This is a genomic window from Gemmatimonas aurantiaca T-27, from assembly GCF_000010305.1.
Lineage (GTDB): Bacteria > Gemmatimonadota > Gemmatimonadetes > Gemmatimonadales > Gemmatimonadaceae > Gemmatimonas > Gemmatimonas aurantiaca.
Window position 1 is genome coordinate 4,551,536 of sequence record NC_012489.1, and the last position, 17,347, is coordinate 4,568,882.

Here is a 17,347-nt window from a genome sequence, read left to right on the forward strand (position 1 = left end):
CGCCCCCGGTTCCCTGCTCTGACCTGATGCCCAAAGTCTGTCCCGTCTGCGGCACCAATTACGCTGATACCAATATCTTCTGTCCCGCCGACGGCTCAACGTTGCGGGCGGCCGATGCTGACGGTGATCTGATCGGCTCGGTGGTCGCAGACCGCTATCTGGTGACGGATCTGCTGGGCGAAGGTGGCATGGGCAAGGTGTATCTGGCCCGACATGTACGTCTGCCCCTGCAGGCGGCCATCAAGGTGCTGCGCCCCGAGTTGCTGCGTGATCCGGCGTCCGTGGCACGCTTCAATCGCGAAGCTGCCAACGCCAGCAGCATCGAACATGAGCGCGTCGCGCGCGTCTTTGATTTCGGCGAGACCTCCGATGGTCTCGTGTATCTCGCCATGGAGTACGTCAACGGGCCCACACTCAAGAGCCTGTTGTCGCAGGAAGGTCCACTGAGTGCACAGCGCACGGCGGTCATCGTGCGCCAGGTGGCCGATGGCCTCGACGCCGCGCACCGCATGGGCATCGTGCACCGCGACCTCAAGCCCGACAACATCCTCGTGCAGACGGACGACGAGGGTGGTGACAAGTGCAAGGTCGTGGACTTCGGTATCGCGAAGGCGATCGGCAGCAACGAAAAGGAAGCGGGTCTCACGCGCACCGGTTTTGTGGTCGGCACGCCGGAGTTCATGAGCCCGGAGCAATTGCTCGGCGCGGTGATCGATCATCGCAGCGACGTGTACGCGCTCGCGCTTGTGGCCTATCAGTGTCTCACGCTCGACTTGCCGTTCGACGGCAACACCCCGGATCGTGGCATGACGGCGCGCCTGGTGGCCGAGCCGCGCTCATTGAGCGTGGTGCGTGCCGACATGCAGTGGCCCGCCGCGCTGCAGGCGGTGTTCGATCAGGCCCTCGATCGCGACCCGACCAAGCGCACGGCCTCCGCAGGCGCCTTTGCGAAAGCGTTCGAAGCGTCGCTCAAAGCACCCGCCCCACGTCCCACGCTCACGCCATCGACGCCAGCGCCCAGCGTAGCGGCGCCGAGTAGTCGGCCGCCGGCGGCTCCCGCCGCGACGCAGGTCGACACACCGGGCGCCGCGCGGGTGATCACGACGGTGGACAAAGAGGCGCTCAAGAAGGAACTGAGCAAGTCGGGCGCCAAACCGCCTGTCACCACACCGCCGCCGCAGCGCGCGCAAACGCCGGCCGCATCGCCGACGCCATCGCAACCCAAGTCGCAGGCGGTCATCGATCGTCAGGCGCCACGGCGTGTGCCGCGCTTTCGTCTGCCGCTGCCCAGCCTCTCGCTGCTGATTGTCCTGGCGGGTGGATGGTGGTGGTACACCAAGCAGCGCGCACCACGGCCATCGGACATCGGTCGGCTCGTGAACTCCGCCACCAACACGGCCGGACGGCTCGTCGAAGGGGCACAGGGTGCGGCGCAAAGTGCCGCCAACGCAGCCAAGAACGCCACGAGCAGCACACCGTCAGCCACTGCGCCAACGACACCCTCCACGACCGCGCCAGTGGGCGCTGGGGCCTCTACGGGCACCCGTCCCGCACCGGCCGGAGCGGTGGAGCCTTCGGGGACTCGTTCGCCCGTGTCCACGCATGCGTTGAACACGCTCGACAGCATCACCAAGGCGCTCGACCCGTCATCGGCCGACGAAGCGTCCGCACGCGCCGCCGTTCCGGTGCTGCAGTCGCTGATCGCGCGACTGCCCACAGGCACTGACAGCACCTGGGCTTACATCCGCATCGCCGAAGCGCATCTGCTCATGGATGAAGTGAAGCCCGCATGTACGGCACTTCGCTCAGCGCGCGGTGTGGCGCGTTCCATGGCACAGGCAGAAGTCATCAATCGCTACACCGGCCAATTGGGCTGCGGACAGTAACCGCGCCAACGATAGCGGGTCGCGAGTTGGGGCATACCCAATCGCGACCCGCTATTGCTTTTACTTCGTGACCTGCGAAACGCAGCTCATACGACCCAGCCAGCCGCGCGTCAGCACCGACGACGCTTCACGGCGCAGCGCTTCGAACTTCACCATCACCGGTTCCGCGTCCTTGCCCGTGGCGTTCCACGTCACGCTCTGACCTTCAAAGGCATCGGCAGCCGACACCAGACGGAAGATGGCCCAGTCACCGTTCGCCTTTCGCACCGTGACCGGCTTGTTCTTCTTGAACTGTGCGAGCAGTTCGGCTTCACGGCCGTTGGTGGCCGGCCACACCACTTCGTTCTTGAACGAGCGCTGATCGAAGCGCGCTTCCTTGCCGTTGTTCTTGAGCGTGAGCAGCGGCGTGTTGGGTGTGATCACACCACTCGCCAGCCAGCGCACCATGGGCGTGGTGGGATCTTCGGCAAACAAGGCGCCCGACACTTCGGCGGCGCGATTGAAGAAGTCGACGAAGCTCTTCGACAATTCGATCTTGCCACCCGGCTTCAGCGCCCACGTGTTGCCGGACTTCTCGAGATACGGCGCGAGACGCTCCTGCTGGAACACCCACAACTCACCAGTGCCGGGCGCCAGAATCGCCTTCACGTCCGCCACGCTTGCATCAGCCGTCGCATCCGGGTTGAACGGGAAGCGCGACGTGAGCTGATCGATACGTGTACAAATCGCGCGTCCACGTTCATTGAGCGCCGCGATTTCTGGAGCGTTGTTGGGAGCACCACCACCGCCGCCAGCCGGAGCGGCGGGTGCCGCAGGCGCCGCTGCGATGCGACGTGCCGGCGGCCGCTGTGAGGCGGCGGTCTTGAGCACCGCTTCCGCGCCCGTGATCGGTGCCAGCAAGAGCTGCTCCACCGGCGACGCGAGCGCGCCACCCACATTGCTCACATCGAAGCCCTGCGACACCCGCTTGGCGGACACACGCGCCTTCGTGACATCACCAGCGGCCATCTGCGCCGCCATCACCAGTGCCTGCGTGCTGGGCGTGTCCACGGCCGGCGGCATGTTCGACACCTGCAACAGCGCCCCCTGCAAGCCGAGCAAGCCGTCCATGTAGGGCTGATTCTTTTCGGAGACGAACTTGTCGGTGATCTCCGGCGGCGTGACCGCGTGCACGGGCTGGAACGCCTGCCGCATCGCTGAATCGATCGCCGTGTTCACCGCCACCGTGCGCAACACCTGCAACAAGGGCGACTGCACACCGGCCAGCTTGTCGAGTTTGTCGGCGGCGTCCTTCACCGTGGCCGGACGCACCACCGTGGCGCTCTGCACCACCTGACGCCAGGTGCGCACGTAGTCGTCGGCATACCGGCCGCGCAGTGCCGTCACCACCGAATCGCGGTTCACCGACTGCGACGCGGTGGCATCACCCACCACCCAGGTCTCACCCTGGAAGTAGCGATCGGCATTGCGGAAGGCATCGCTCATGAACGACGCCCCCTTCGTGCTGAAAGCACCCTGCACTTCCGCCGTCGCCGTCAGCAAACCCGGCGCCTGGGGAATGGCCACTGGTGGCGCCTGCTTGTTGGCGGCGCCGATCATGTTCAGATAGATCTGCTCCGCACCAGTGAAGCGCGACAGGAAATCCCGCGCATGACTCACCACAGCCGCGTCGGCGGCGCGTGGATACGGATTGGTCTTCGGCAGCACACCGGCGTAGTACTCGAACTGCCGACGGGCGAGCGCCGTGATGTCGGCGTCAGTGGCCATGCCCCGCTGCCAGCTCGTGAGCAGCACCGGCGTGAGGAACTCCGACGTGCTGCTGTCCGGCGTGGTGGTCGTGATCAGGTAACCCTTGAGCCAACCGTACGACACGCCGTAGTCGTTCGCCGCCGTGGGAATGTCCGGCAGGGCCTTGAGCGAATCATTGAGTGCGCCCCAGGCATCGGCGAAGAGCTGCTTGCGGAAGCCGTCGAACCACACGGGCCGCGCCGCATCCAGCAGCGCCGTACCACGCCACAGGCCAAACCGCATGCGCAGCGGCGGACCATCCTGTTCGTACGCCTGCAGGGTGTCGAGCTGCGCGCGCAGTGCATCGAGACGGGTGAGCGCTTCGGCGCTCGGAAACGCGATCGTGCCCGGCGCCGCCTGCACCACCGGCAAGGCCGCCACGGCACTGGCTGCGCTGGATACCCGACCCTGCAGCGAACGGTTGCCCAACCATGACGCCGTCACGCCCAGCAGCAACAACACCGTCGCGGCAATCGCCGTGCCCAGCAACACACGTCGCGTGCGCTGCACACTCACGCCACCACGCGCCACCGATGCCGCACCGGTATCGGTGAGCACCACGTCACGCAGGAAACGATCGAGGAACACCCACTCCGGCACCCGTCGCGAAACCGGCGCCGCCGCGGCGGCCGCCGTCGGCATTTCGGGGCGACGGAAAACACCCGTTGCACCGGCGGCGGCCTGCGGTGCTGCGGCAGCCGCAGCCACCCCGACATCCGTCACCACCACCGGACGCGCGCCCGTGAAGTAGAAGCCGCGCAACTGCGGGCTCGTGCCCAACTGCGTCGGCCGGCACAACTCCACCAGGAACTGCGTTGCGGCCGTTTGCAGCTTCTGCAGTTCGCGCGGCAATTCATAGGACGCATAACGTCGATCGATCTGCGTCTCGCGTCCCAGCAGGTCCACGCGACGTGATCCCACCGACTGCGCAATCTCCGAAAACGCCACGTCCAGTCGCGGAGCGAGGCGTTCGGCATAGTTGCCGGTGTTCGACGTGGCATCGAAGGGCAGCGTCGCGCCCAGCGGCGCGCGCAACTCGTCCTTCGTGAACACACTCACCCACGGCTCGAAGTGCGGCACACGATCCATCTTCGTGAACATCACGTACACCGGCAGGGCGAGTCCCAGTTCGCGCGCCGCTTCGGCCAAACGCTGACGCATGGACTGCGCGAGCTGCTGCAACTGCTCGCCGTTGCCGCCAGCATAAAACAGATCGGCCGGGACACACACCACAGCGGCACGCGGCGCCGCGTCACCCTGCCCCACGGCCGCGGCCACACGCGGCGCGCGCAGGGCACGCACCACTTTGGCAAAGCGCGGGGCGTCGGAGAGCAGCCCACTCGCCAGTTCGGCCACCACCGCGTTCTGCATCGCCCACACATTGGCGGTCTTGGTCGACGGCGGCACATCGTTCGCGCCAGCCGGTGCATCACCCGCCAGCAACTGCGGATCGCCGCCCGACCGCGCCACCAACGTGGTCTTCGCGCTGCCCTCGGGCCCCAGGAGCAGCACCAACGCACGCGAAGCAAAGCTGCCACGGGGCAGACGGGCGCGGGCGGCACCGATCGCCAGCAGCACATCGTCGCCCTGATCGAGCACGGGTTCCTGATCCTGCGGCCGCAGGAACCAGAGAATGGCGCCAGCCGCAATCAGGCCGAGCAGCACCAGCCCCACCCGCAGCACCCACAGCGCCACGGGATCCAGGGCCATCGTGCGCTCGAGCACGAGGAGGATGACGAGGAACAACAACAATACCGCGGCGGCGATGATCCACCGGATGATAGGCTTGCGAGACGCCATGGGACGTGCGGAGGGTGACGGTGAGAGCGAGACTCAGCGGGCGACCGAAGTCGTCGCAGCCGTCGTCGATGAAGGAGCCGGAGCCAGCGCGCGCACCGCATCGGTGCCACCACGCAGCGTGAACGCATAGGTGCCCCACAACACGAACAGCACAATCACCGTCCCGATGGCCGCCATCGCCAATGGACGCAACCACGGATCGCGCGCATCCACCCGGTCGGCCGGCGGCTGCCAGTGCGGCGCCAGATCACCGCCCACACGACGCAGTCGGCTCAAACGCTCGGCCACCTTGGTCGTGATCGCATACAACTGGCCGTTGTCACCCGCGCCGAACTTTCCGCGGAAGCCGAGCAGCAGACACAACTGATAGACCTCGAGCAACTCCGCCAACTCCACACTGTCCGGGCGCGCGAGCAGTTGATCGATGTGCTGAAAGAACCACTCACCACCCATGTGGCCACCAAACAGCTCGTCCTGCAGTGGACGTCGCGCCCATTCCGCCAGCGCCGGCACGCGTGTGTTCAGCACCGATTCGTCGAGGAAGGCCACGATGGCGAAGATCGCCAGCCGGGCATCCTGCGTGCTGTAGCCCATCTGCAGCGCGTCCTGTTCGGCCCGCGCGAGCATCTGCACGATCTGGGCGCGAAAGGCCGCCGCATCGGGCACCGGCTGCCGATCGGCGCGCAGGCGCACCACCGCCGTGAGCGCTTCCTGCAGGGCACTCGCCAGCCGCCCCGGCGCGGCAGTCGTCGTTACGGTCACAGCAGATCCTCAGGAAGGAATTCGATGGCGCCTTCGGCAGGAAACCCGCACGGCCGATGGCGCCACCGCACAATGATCAGGAAGGAGGCAACAACACGGCGAGTTCGATGTACGCACCGGGCAATGCTTCGGGGACATACACTCCCACTTCACGACTGTCCTGCAGCGACACGCCGCAGGGCCCGGCCACCGTCAGCTCGAAATACGTCAGATCCGGCTTCGGCGCCAAGCCCGATGGCGGCGACGGGATGTGTTCCGTGGCCAATCCATTGAACGCGCGACGCACCAGTTCGAGCACAAACTTGCTCGCACACGTTTTTGTCAGCCGCTGCATGCGATCGATGAGATCGGCCTGCCCCAGATCGGCTCGTACGCCCAGGAACCAGCGTACGCCCGGCTCGAAGCAGCGAGGATCGCTGATCGCCCCCACATGCAGCAGGTCGGACGTGTGCTGCAGCGGGATCACCAGCGCACGCGCCGAAATCACGACATCGAGATGTGCCCGCAAGAGACGCTCGAGCGCGTCGAAAGTATCCGTGGGCGAGAGATGATCATAGAGTGGCACGTCCTTCGGATGACTGGTCATCGAAAACGTGCACAGCGCTCCGGCCAATCGGGCCAGCTCTCCGTACAACCGCTCCGGGTGCGCACGGCGCGTCAGCAGCAGATGGCGGAGCGGCGCATCAGCCGATCGGACCGCATGCAGCAACCAGCGTGTGGCGAGCTCGTTGCCCATGTAGGCGGCACTGCCGCCCGCCGCCCCGGACGGGGCCTGTGACAGCGTCGCCACGAGCGCGCCGCCCTTGGCTTCCAACAGACCAACGATATCCCGCGCGAGGGTCAGCAGACGATCGCTCGCCGCCAACTGCACACAGGGCGGGACGAAGCTCCCATCGAGCTGGAATTGCCCACGCCCATCACGCCGGATCCGTGCGATCGGCAGTGCCACCACATCGTCGGTCACCTCTTCGTCGAAGAGGATCCGCAGATTGCGCGCCGCGAACTGGATAGCCAGCGGATCGGTGCCGGTGGACTCGTCGCTGACGACTTCCTCGCGCGTACGAAAGCGCGCTGGCGCATCGAGTGCCGAGGCCTGTACGTTGGCCGCATCGGGACGCCACGGGGCGAGCGCGAGGTACACCACGTGCGCATCACGCGTCGGCGAGAATCGTTCGGCGACGGCGACCGGATCGGGCGCTTCATCGGCATCCGGCAGGTGAAACACCGTTCCATCGGGCAACACACCGCGGGCCTGCACCAGCGAGAACGTACCATTGCGCAAGCCGTCATCGTCCACCGTGATGGCGGACAGACCGAAGGCAAACGGCATCATGTAGCCCAGCGTGCGCGCGGTCTGTTCTTCGTGATACCGGCGCTGCGCCTGGAAGTGTTGCGGCGTCAGATGCATGCCGTCTTCCCAGACGACACGGCGGGACGGCGGCGACGTCAGTTGCACAGGTGCGACTCCAGCGAGCAGGAGAGGCGACGGGAGAATCGCATACGAGATCGAAACCGAGTCGAGGCCGCAGCGGTGGGAGCGGCGCGATTGCGGATGAACGGCAGCGCGTGAACAATTGAAGAATACACCGGCGTTCCGGATGTCGCGTCGTCTTGAGACGAGCTGCGGCGGCACCGTGCGCACCACATCGGGCAATTCGTGACATGAGCGACGACTTCAACTCCCGCTACCGCCTGCTCAAATGCGTGGCGGTGGACGACGGCATCCGCACCCACAATGCGCAGGAGCTGGCCACGGGGCGCGTGGTGATGGTGCATCTGGCCGACGCCGCGGGGCCGGAAGAGGTTGATCGCCTGCGTGGCCTGATCGCCCGACTCACCGGCGGCGACAAGAATCGCATCCTCGAGACGGCGACCCTGCCGTCCGGGTTTGCCATCGTGTCCGAGTTCCTCACCGGACTGGGTTCGTTCCCCGTCTGGCTGGCTCAACGCGCCGGCGCCGCGCCTGGTGCCGCCGGTGGTGTATCCGGTAGTGCGACAGGCAGCGCGACCGCCAGTGTCGCAGTCGCCGATCCGGGTGCCGAATCGGCTCCGGCTTCCGCCTCGACATCCGCGCCAGCATCCGCTCCGCCACCACCACCGCCCCCGGCGCCATTGTTTGTGGAGCCGGCACAGGCACCGGCTGAACCACCGGTGACTCAGACCATGTCGACCGACGCCTTTCTGGCGTCGATGGCGACGAATCAGACGGTTCCCGACGCGCCGGTTGCCCCGACACCGGTCCCGCCCGCCCCGCCGGCCCCCATCGCGCCGGTCGCGCCCGTCCCCAGTGCGCCGCCCGTCGCGGAACCGCCGAAGGCACCGGGTGCGTTTACGCAGATGTTTGGCGCGCCCAGCATTCCGCCGTCAGCAGCTCCGTCAGCAGCTCCGTCAGCGCCGGCCGCTCCGGCAGTGGTGCCTCCCGCTCCGCCGACACCGGTTGCTGCGGCACCGGTTGCGGCGGCACCAGCCGCACCGCCGGTCACCCCGGAGCCTGCCAAGACGCCGGGTGCCTTCACGCAGATGTTCAGCGCCCCGAGCGCACCACCGGCCGCTCCACCGGCCGCACCAGCCCCCGCCGCTGTCCCCCCGACTCCACCGGTATCAGCAGCGCCGCCGGCCATGGTGCCGCAGATTCTCACCCCACCGGAGCCGCTCGCCGCAATACCAGAGCCGCCAAAAGCTCCCGGTGCCTTCACGCAGATGTTCAGCGCACCGAGTGTGCCACCGGCACCGTCGACTCCATCAGTAGCGCCTGGTTCTGCGCCAGCACAAAATCAGCATCAAAGCATTTTCGCGACAAATCCCCCAGCATCGCCTCCAGCACCAAATGCGGGGCCGGGCGACTTCACCCGCATGTTTTCGGCGCCAGCCACCGCTGCGCCTCTTCCTCAGATCACCCCTGCGTCGCCCGTCGCACCGGCCTCACCGCCACCGGCCTGGCCCCCAGCGGCTGCGACGCACTCGCCGTCCGCTCCCCCCGCCATGCCCTCGGCACCGCTGTTTGGAGGGGGGGCATCCCCGCTGGGATCTTCGTCGCCCGGCGGCATGGCCCCACCGGCATCGCCGTTCGTGCCGCCGGCCCCTCTCGCGCCGCCGTTCCACGCCACGCCAGCCGCTCCCCCACCGGCAGCACCATCACCGCTCGGCGGAGCGCCGCTGGGCGGCGCGCCCGGCATCCTGCCGCCCCCCATTTTTGCGGCCGGCAGCAGTACGCCGCTGTCGCCATTGGGCGGTGCACCATCGCCCAATGCGTCCACCTCCGGGCCCAGCGACTTCACGCGCATGATCAGCAAGGCGCCGGCACCCGTGGTGGCTGCACCACCGCAGCCCGCCGCCGCACCGGCACCAACCGCGCCAGCCGCCAAGAAGAAGTCCATTCCGATGGGACTCATCATCGTGATCAACGTGATCATCCTGATCACGCTGGGCTTGATCGGTTTTGCCGTCATGCGACCATCGGCACCCGCAGCTCCAACACTGCCGGCCGCACCAACCGCCCCTGCCGTGAAGGCGCCCACTGTACCCGCCCCGGCCCCTCAGCCCTGACCACCGATCAGCGCGAGACCGCACAAGGCGGGAACCCCCAAAACCACGAACGCCCGACGCAATGCGTCGGGCGTTCGTGGTTCAGGCATCCTCCGGTGAAGCACCGCCGTGGTCTGCGGCCGGTCTATCGTAGCACGATCACCAGTTCGAACCGCGCGTCCACCAGTTCGGCGGGCACGTAGACGGCCAGGTTGCGGGCCCGCGAAATGGCGTCCCAAGCCCCACCGGCCTTCCGGATGGCGAAGTACTGGAAGTCGAGCTTCACCGGCACCGCTGGTGGCGGCGCTGACACATGCGCCAGTTCGATACCCGGCAGCGCCTGTCGAATGAGTGTGTCCACCACATCGGCCGAACCCACCTTGCACCCCTGCATGACCTTCGTGATCAGGTCCTGCTGACGCAGGGGCGCGCTCACCGCTAGGAACCACTGCGGCGCATCGAGCCAGGCCGCCTGTTCCACCGCCACCGCGTGCAGCGTGGGGCGCACCGCCTTGAGCGGCAACGACACGGCCGAGTCGACCACCGCCCCGTCGAGCAACTCGAACAGGCGCCGCTCCAGTTCAGCAAAACACTCACCGAGGCGGAGATGGTCGTAGGTGGGCAGCGTGCGGGCGTCGGCGGTGGTGGCAAAGGCTGAGAGCGCCCCCACCAACGCCAGCATCGATTCCCACAACGCCGATGGATGCCCGCGACGCACCTCCTGCAGGTGTCGCAGCGCCGGCAGATGAGTGTTGATCGTGTACAACAACCAGAAGCTGCCCACGTCGGCCACGGAGAAATCGGCCAGGTCGGTGTTGCGCTGACGCCGGCTGCCGGCGAGCGAGGCGCTGCGCGCCGAGAGCCGTTCGACGAGTCGCCGCATCATGGCACTGAGCGCATCGCTGGCAAGCACATCCAGCAGTGGCGGGACGAACGCATGATCGAAGGCGATGTCGCCGGCCGGCCCCTGCACCAGTCGGGCGATGGGCATGGCCGTGTATCCCTCGAGGCTTTCTCCCTCGAGCAGCAGACGTAAGGTGGGTGGTGCCACCTGGATCGGCCGCTCGGTGAGTCCCGTCGTCTCGTCGCGGGTGAGCTGCTCGTCCGAGTGCCAGCGCGTGGGGACGGCATCGCCCAATCGGGCCACATTGCGCGCACCGGGTCGATATTCCGGCACCGCGAGATACACCAGCAGCGACCGTTGATCGGGGGCAAACGCGGCAGAAACCACTTTGGGTGGTGGCGTGGGCCCCGTGAGCGGTGCGTCGAAGAGCAGACCGTCGGGGAACCGTCCGGTGACGGCATTCACGACCAGCGTGCCGCCGGTCAGCGCCGCTTGATCGAAGGCGATCTGCGAGACGCCCCATGGACAGAACGTCAGGGCACTCACCTGGAACGCGAGCGCTTCTTCGTGGTGACGATCCTGCGCCTGCAGATGCTGCGGCGTGAGCAGGACACCCTTCGTCCAGAGTACTGGTGGCAAGTGGCGCATGCCCTAACGTATCGTCGCGGCGAGTTGGTCGTCAGGGCATTGTACCTCGTGTTCCTGTGATAGATTGCTCGCGCGCCGACGATGGCCTGCCCCTTTTGCACGGCATTGCACGCGTGACCAAGCTCTTCCGCGTGCCCGAAGCACACCCCTGCCGTTGCCCGCCCCTGTCGTTGCTGTAACAGCAAATGCCTGTGGCGTCACTGGCACGTTGCTTCCGCTTGACATTGTGTCGAACGCGGAGAACACTTGGCAGCCCCTTATTCCTTCCTGTAGTTCCACCATTGGATCATCGCGCCGGAGTATCGCATGGCCGACAGTACCCAGAAGAAACTGGAGCGCGTCCGTCCCCCCCGCATTCAGATCTCCTACGAGGTTGAAACGGGTGGCGCCATCGAAATGAAGGAGCTCCCGTTCCTCATGGGCGTCCTCGGGGATTTCAGCGGTAACCCTGCTGAACCGCTGCCGCGGTTGAAAGATCGCAAGTTCGTCGAAATCAATCCGGACAACTTCGACGACACCCTCGCCAGCATGAAGCCGCGCCTGCAGATCGCCGTCGAGAACAAGCTCTCCGACGACGAGAACGCGCCGAAGCTCGGTGTGGAGCTGAACTTCCGCAGCATGGACGACTTCAACCCGGAAAACGTGGCGAAGCAGGTGAAGCCGCTGCGTGAACTGCTCGACCTGCGCACGGAACTCTCCAACCTCCGCGCCAACCTGCAGACGAACGAGAAGCTCGACGAAGTACTGCAGGATACCCTCGGCAACGCCGACAAGATGGCGAAGCTCAAGTCCGAACTCGGCCTGGAGAGCTGACCATGGCTGATCCGACACAAGCGGCGGCGCAATCCGTCACGACCGACGCCGAACTCTCGCTCCTCGATCAGATCGTCGAGCAGGGCCGCATGGGCAAAGACGCCGATGCGAAGAGCAAGGGGAAGGACCTCGTCAAGCGCTTCGTCAGTGAAGTGCTCGAGGGCTCCATCACGATCAATCGCGACACCGAGACGATGATCAATGCGCGTATCGCGCAGATCGATCATCTCCTCTCGCTGCAGCTCAACGAGATCCTGCATCACCCCGAGTTTCAGCGCCTGGAGTCGTCGTGGCGCGGGCTGCAGTATCTGATCAAGAATTCCGAGACGGGCACGATGTTGAAGGTGAAGGTGCTCAACGTCTCGAAGAAGGATCTGCTGCGTGACCTGCAGCGTGCGCCGGAATTCGATCAGAGCGCGCTGTTCAAGAAGATCTACGAAGAAGAGTACGGCGTCTTCGGCGGCACGCCCTTCGGCGCGATGGTCGGCGACTACTACTTCGACAAGAGCGGCCAGGACATCGAACTGCTCGAGAAGATCTCCAACGTGGCCGCGGCCGCGCACGCGCCGTTCATCAGCGCGGCGTCGAACGAAATGTTCAATCTCGAAAGCTGGTCCGATCTCGACACGCCGCGCGATCTGGCCAAGATCTTCGACAGCACCGAATACGCCCGCTGGAAAGGCTTCCGCGCCAGCGAAGATTCGCGGTATGTGGCACTCACCGCGCCCCGCATCCTGGTGCGCGAGCCCTACGGCGCGTCCACGGTGCCCGTCGAAGCGTTCAACTATGAAGAGCGCGTCGACGGCACGAACCACGATCACTACTGCTGGGGCAACGCCGCGTTTGCGATGGCCGCCAACATCAACAAGGCCTTCGCGATGTACGGCTGGTGTGCGTCCATCCGTGGCGTGGAAGGTGGTGGTCTCGTCGAAGGTCTGCCGGTGCACAACTTCCGCACCGAGTCGGGCGAAATCGCGATGAAGTGTCCGACAGAAGTACAGATCACCGATCGCCGCGAGAAGGAGCTGGCCGACCTCGGCTTTGCCCCGCTCGTGCACCAGAAGGGCACGGCCAACGCCGCCTTCTTCTCCGTGCAGTCGGCGCAGAAGCCCAAGACGTACGACGACCCGAAGGCCTCGGCCGCCGCGCGCCTCTCGGCCCAGTTGCCGTACATCTTCGCCACGTCCCGGTTCGCGCATTACCTCAAGGTGATGATGCGCGACAAGATCGGCGGGTACACGTCCCGTGCAGAAATCGATGTGTTCCTGAATCGCTGGATTCAGAACTACATCGCCCTCGAAGATGCCGGTGCCTCGATCAAGGCCCGCAAGCCGCTGTCGGAAGCGCGTATCGATGTCGTGGAAGTGCCGGGCAAGCCGGGTGCCTACCGCGCGGTCGCCTTCCTCAAGCCGCACTACCAGCTGGACGAACTCGCGGTGTCCATGCGCTTGGTGGCCGACCTGCCGCAACCGGCCAAGTAACACGTTGCCTTGTAGTTCACTGCCGTTCCTTCAATCACCGAAAGATTTTTCAGGAGAGCTGCACAGATGGCATTTGATACGTTCCTCAAGCTCGCGGGCATCGATGGCGAGTCGACCGCGAAGGGCTTCGAAAAGCAGATGGAGATCTATTCCTTCAGCTGGGGCGCTTCCAACCCGACGACCATCGGCTCGGGCTCGACCGGCATCTCGGCAGGCAAGGTGAGCGTTTCCAGCTTCAACGTCATGAAGAAGACGGAAACCGCTTCGGCCAAGGTCTTCGCGGCGTGCGCCACGGGCAAGCACATCGCCACGGCCGAAGTCGTGCTCCGCAAGGCGGGCGGCGACGCCGGCCAGAATCCGTTCCTGAAGTACAAGTTCACGGACGTGATGGTCGAGAGCATCCAGTGGTCGGGTTCGTCAGGCGGCGATGACACGCCGACCGAATCGCTCTCGTTTGCCTTCGGCAAGGTCGAGATCGAATACCTCAAGCAGGAGAAGGACGGCAAGCTCACCGTCGCCGGTCAGGCGTCGTGGGACCTCACGAAGGTCTCCACCTGAGCACGCGCCGCGCCATGGCCTCTGCGCAAAACCTCTACGCGGCCGGCCAGCTCGGCGCGGCAATCGAAACGCTGGGCGTCGAACTCCGGAGCAATCCGGCCGACGCCCAGCGGCGAACCTTTCTGTTCGAACTCCTCACCTTTTCCGGCGACTGGAGTCGTGCGGAAAAGCAGCTCGATGTGCTGGCGAAAAACGGCCACATGGCCGAAGCCGGCACCATGCTCTACCGCGCGGCCATCACGGCCGAGCGGGTGCGCGAACACATGTTCGACAGTGGCGACTTCCCCACCGATGCGGCGCCGTCTCCGGTGTCCGGCACACTCAATGGGGAACCGTTTTCTTCCATCGAAGACGCCGATCCGCGTATCGGGGCCCGTCTCGAAGTGATGGCGGGCGGTCGCTATCTCTGGATTCCCTTTGCGCACATCGCCAGCGTCGGCATGGAACCGCCCACGCGTTTGCGCGATTTGCACTGGATGTCCGCGCAACTGCGCACGGGCCCGTCGGTGCGCGATCTCGAACTGGGTGAAGTCCTGTTGCCAGCCCTGTCACCGGGCGTCGGACGCCTCAGTGACGATGAGCTGCGACTGGGACGCGCCGCCGACTGGGAAGAGCTGCCGTCGGGCGATTTCGCGCCCATCGGTCAGAAGATGCTCCGTGTGGACGAGCGCCTGGTTCCGATCGTCGACATTCGGGAACTCCTGATCAACACCTGATCCGCCGACGCACCGGTCTCTCCGAGGCTGGATCACCGTCTGCGGGTCGCGCGATTTCGCCTCACTTCTCCCCGGCATGCCTGTCAATTCCGAACTGCTAGCGACGCTGCTCACGCCGATCGAGGGAGACAATCCCTCGGGACGCGACCTGCGCTATGACCCGGCGTACGATGCGTTCAAGGAAGAGCGTCGGGAGGAGATGGCCATTCCCGGCAGTGACGACGGCAATCGCAAGGTGGCCGACTGGAACCGCGTCGTCACCCTGGGCACCGACCTGCTGGGTAAGCAGACCAAGGATCTGCAGGTCGGCGCATGGATGACCGAGGCCCTGCTGCGCCGCAATGGATTCCCTGGACTGCTGACCGGACTGGAAACGTTGCGCGGTCTGCTCGAGCAATACTGGGACACGCTGTATCCCGAGATCGAAGACGACGACCTCGAATTGCGTGCCGGCCCCCTCGAGTGGGTGGGCAGCAAGCTGAACTTCGCCGTGCAGCAAGTGGTGATTGCCTCGGGTGGCATCACGTACCTCGACTACACGCAGTCCCGCACCATCCCGCTCGAAAGCGCCATCTCCGATGCGCCGTACGACGATCAGAAGTCCCTGCGGGAGACGCGCAACGAAGCAGAGTCCTTCGGCAAGACCATGCCGGAAGTCGTGGACACTGCGCTCGAGAACACCACCAAGGTGTTCTTCAAGCCGCTGTTGGCCGACATCGATGGCACGCTCGCCGCAATCGCCGCGCTCGACAAGCAGGCCGAAGAACGGTTCGGGCACAGCGCCCCCAGCTTCGTCGGACTGCGCAACATCGTCGACGAACTGCGGCGCTTTGCCGTCAGCACGTTGGCCCGCAAGCTCGAAGCCGATCCCGATCCGGTCGATGTCATGGCCGAGGAAGGCGAAGGGGCCGTGGCGGTCGATGCCGACGGGCCGCAAACGCCCGAACCGGTCAGCCGCCAGGACGCGGCGCAGCGTATTTCCGTGGTCGCCCGGTGGTTCCGCCAGCAAGACCCCACCAATCCCGCGCCCTACGCCATGGTGCGCGGCTTTCGTTGGGGAGAGCTGCGGGCCGGGGCCCCGGATATCGATCCGCGGTTGTTGGAGGCGCCCGCCACGGCCATTCGGTCGCGGCTCAAGACCCTCCTGCTCGACAACAAGTGGCCTGAGTTGCTGGAAGCCTCGGAAGCGCTCATGGCCACACCGTCCGGTCGCGGATGGCTCGACCTGCAGCGCTATGTGCTCACGGCCTGCGCCAATCTCGGCAGTGGCCACGATGCGGTCGCCGCGACGATCCGCAGTGAATTGCGCATGCTCCTCAAGGCCGTACCGACGCTTCCCCGGATGACGCTCATGGACGATACGCCGACTGCCAACGACGAAACGCGCGAGTGGCTCGAGGGCGACGCTCTGGCCGAAGAACCAACGGCAAGCGAAGCGGATGCTGCCGGTGAGACCGAGGAAGGTGCCGATACCGAGCTGTCCGATGGCGCCGATATCACGGCAGACGCCATTGAAGACGATCACGGCACCTCCCAGCAGGGCGGGTTCGCCCGCCAGGCGCGTCGTGCCCGCCCCGCACGGGCGCGTGATCCCTTCGATATCGCCCGCAGTGAACTCGCAGCCGGACGCCCGAACCGGGCGATCGAATTGCTGACGGTCGAGCTGGCGCGCGATCCCTCGCCACGCGGACGCTTCGTGCGGCAGACCCAGATTGCGTACATCATGGTCGAAGCGGGTCTCTTTGCCGTCGCCCAACCCATCCTGCGCAAGCTGGTCGAAACCATCGATGAGCGCACGCTCGAGCAGTGGGAGTCCGGCCCTCTGGTGGCCCAGCCCATTGCGCTGCTGTATCGCGTACTGGGACACACCGGCGGCGATGACAGTGATCGCTACGAGTTGTATCTGCGCATCTGCCGTCTCGATCCGCTGCAGGCCATGTCGCTGCAGGCGCCCTGACGGGCGCCGCCCGCTCGCGTCACACCATGGCTCGCACAGAACTCGATCGCAACGTACAGCCCTCGCTGCTCGACCGTCTCATCGACGAGTCGCCGCTCGAGGGCGCTGACGCGCCCAAAACGCACGAAGAATCCGCGCGGCTGTTCCGCATCTCGGTGCAGCGCGACGTGGAGTTGCTGCTGAACACCCGACGGTCGATCGTGCCCGTCGACATGATGTTTGGCGAAGTCCGACGTTCCGTGCACGAATTTGGCCTGCCCGACACCACCGGGGCATCGCCTGGCACCCCCGAAGGACGCCAACGCCTGACCGATGAAGTCCGTGACACCATCCTGCGCTTCGAACCCCGTCTCGCCAACGTCACGGTGAACCTGAGCGAGAGCGATCGCGTCAAGACGCCACAAGTCCGTTTCATGGTGTCCGGCACATTGCGCATGGACCCCACCCCCGAGCAGATCATGTTCGACACCGTGCTCGACATGTCGACCGGTGCGTTTGACGTACAGGACAAGCCGTAGGTGTCGCGCTCCAGACGTTCCTCCCTCTGCTGTGATCGCGCCCGCCATGAG

The 17,347-nt window shown here is 65.8% G+C and carries 12 protein-coding genes; 8 read left to right on the top strand and 4 right to left on the bottom strand.

Annotated features, from left to right (window positions below):
- The first annotated feature begins 26 nt into the window (after nucleotides 1-26).
- Nucleotides 27-1,886 carry a serine/threonine-protein kinase gene (locus GAU_RS21535; RefSeq protein ID WP_015895673.1) on the top strand — a complete coding sequence of 620 codons (1,860 nt, stop codon included), beginning with the start codon at nucleotides 27-29 and terminating at the stop codon, nucleotides 1,884-1,886.
- Nucleotides 1,887-1,946: 60 nt separating this feature from the next.
- On the opposite strand, the gene GAU_RS19705 is transcribed toward GAU_RS21535, so the two are convergent.
- From GAU_RS19705 to tssK (GAU_RS19715), 3 genes are all read right to left on the bottom strand, one after another.
- Complete coding sequence (locus GAU_RS19705) at nucleotides 1,947-5,474, bottom strand: ImcF-related family protein (RefSeq protein ID WP_015895674.1); 3,528 nt, start codon at nucleotides 5,472-5,474, stop codon at nucleotides 1,947-1,949.
- 33 nt (nucleotides 5,475-5,507) lie between these two features.
- Nucleotides 5,508-6,236: a DotU family type IV/VI secretion system protein gene (locus tag GAU_RS19710; protein ID WP_015895675.1), complete on the bottom strand. Its 729-nt coding sequence runs from the start codon at nucleotides 6,234-6,236 to the stop codon at nucleotides 5,508-5,510.
- 76 nt (nucleotides 6,237-6,312) lie between these two features.
- Nucleotides 6,313-7,692, bottom strand: a complete 1,380-nt coding sequence (gene tssK, locus GAU_RS19715) for a type VI secretion system baseplate subunit TssK (RefSeq protein ID WP_015895676.1) — start codon at nucleotides 7,690-7,692, stop codon at nucleotides 6,313-6,315.
- A gap of 206 nt (nucleotides 7,693-7,898) precedes the next feature.
- Between tssK (GAU_RS19715) and GAU_RS22870 the strand changes: the two genes are divergently transcribed.
- Nucleotides 7,899-9,782, top strand: a complete 1,884-nt coding sequence (locus tag GAU_RS22870; protein ID WP_052574562.1) for a hypothetical protein — start codon at nucleotides 7,899-7,901, stop codon at nucleotides 9,780-9,782.
- Nucleotides 9,783-9,906: 124 nt separating this feature from the next.
- On the opposite strand, the gene tssK (GAU_RS19725) is transcribed toward GAU_RS22870, so the two are convergent.
- Nucleotides 9,907-11,253, bottom strand: coding sequence for a type VI secretion system baseplate subunit TssK (gene tssK, locus GAU_RS19725; protein ID WP_015895678.1), 1,347 nt, complete (start codon nucleotides 11,251-11,253; stop codon nucleotides 9,907-9,909).
- Nucleotides 11,254-11,559: 306 nt separating this feature from the next.
- Between tssK (GAU_RS19725) and tssB the strand changes: the two genes are divergently transcribed.
- The 6 genes from tssB to tssE all read left to right on the top strand — a co-directional run bounded on the left by tssB (nucleotide 11,560) and on the right by tssE (nucleotide 17,296).
- On the top strand, nucleotides 11,560-12,066 hold the full coding sequence (gene tssB / locus GAU_RS19730) for a type VI secretion system contractile sheath small subunit (RefSeq protein WP_015895679.1): 507 nt from the start codon (nucleotides 11,560-11,562) through the stop codon (nucleotides 12,064-12,066).
- A gap of 2 nt (nucleotides 12,067-12,068) precedes the next feature.
- Nucleotides 12,069-13,547 (top strand): type VI secretion system contractile sheath large subunit, encoded by a 1,479-nt coding sequence (gene tssC / locus GAU_RS19735; RefSeq protein WP_015895680.1) that lies wholly within the window; start codon nucleotides 12,069-12,071, stop codon nucleotides 13,545-13,547.
- A gap of 66 nt (nucleotides 13,548-13,613) precedes the next feature.
- Nucleotides 13,614-14,105 carry an Hcp family type VI secretion system effector gene (locus GAU_RS19740; protein WP_015895681.1) on the top strand — a complete coding sequence of 164 codons (492 nt, stop codon included), beginning with the start codon at nucleotides 13,614-13,616 and terminating at the stop codon, nucleotides 14,103-14,105.
- 14 nt (nucleotides 14,106-14,119) lie between these two features.
- Nucleotides 14,120-14,821 (top strand): type VI secretion system accessory protein TagJ, encoded by a 702-nt coding sequence (locus tag GAU_RS19745; RefSeq protein ID WP_015895682.1) that lies wholly within the window; start codon nucleotides 14,120-14,122, stop codon nucleotides 14,819-14,821.
- Nucleotides 14,822-14,897: 76 nt separating this feature from the next.
- On the top strand, nucleotides 14,898-16,778 hold the full coding sequence (gene tssA, locus GAU_RS19750; protein WP_015895683.1) for a type VI secretion system protein TssA: 1,881 nt from the start codon (nucleotides 14,898-14,900) through the stop codon (nucleotides 16,776-16,778).
- A 26-nt stretch (nucleotides 16,779-16,804) separates the two neighbouring features.
- Nucleotides 16,805-17,296 carry a type VI secretion system baseplate subunit TssE gene (gene tssE, locus GAU_RS19755; RefSeq protein ID WP_015895684.1) on the top strand — a complete coding sequence of 164 codons (492 nt, stop codon included), beginning with the start codon at nucleotides 16,805-16,807 and terminating at the stop codon, nucleotides 17,294-17,296.
- Nucleotides 17,297-17,347 lie beyond the last annotated feature (51 nt).

What these genes read in the sequence shown, in the direction of transcription:
- tssC (WP_015895680.1), top strand. Translation starts at nt 12,069, where the DNA reads ATGGCTGATCCGACACAAGCGGCGGCGCAATCCGTCACGACCGACGCC.
- GAU_RS19740 (WP_015895681.1), top strand. Translation starts at nt 13,614, where the DNA reads ATGGCATTTGATACGTTCCTCAAGCTCGCGGGCATCGATGGCGAGTCG.
- tssA (WP_015895683.1), top strand. Translation starts at nt 14,898, where the DNA reads ATGCCTGTCAATTCCGAACTGCTAGCGACGCTGCTCACGCCGATCGAG.
- GAU_RS19705 (WP_015895674.1), bottom strand. Translation starts at nt 5,474, where the DNA reads ATGGCGTCTCGCAAGCCTATCATCCGGTGGATCATCGCCGCCGCGGTA.
- GAU_RS22870 (WP_052574562.1), top strand. Translation starts at nt 7,899, where the DNA reads ATGAGCGACGACTTCAACTCCCGCTACCGCCTGCTCAAATGCGTGGCG.
- GAU_RS19745 (WP_015895682.1), top strand. Translation starts at nt 14,120, where the DNA reads ATGGCCTCTGCGCAAAACCTCTACGCGGCCGGCCAGCTCGGCGCGGCA.
- tssE (WP_015895684.1), top strand. Translation starts at nt 16,805, where the DNA reads ATGGCTCGCACAGAACTCGATCGCAACGTACAGCCCTCGCTGCTCGAC.
- tssB (WP_015895679.1), top strand. Translation starts at nt 11,560, where the DNA reads ATGGCCGACAGTACCCAGAAGAAACTGGAGCGCGTCCGTCCCCCCCGC.
- tssK (WP_015895678.1), bottom strand. Translation starts at nt 11,253, where the DNA reads ATGCGCCACTTGCCACCAGTACTCTGGACGAAGGGTGTCCTGCTCACG.
- GAU_RS21535 (WP_015895673.1), top strand. Translation starts at nt 27, where the DNA reads ATGCCCAAAGTCTGTCCCGTCTGCGGCACCAATTACGCTGATACCAAT.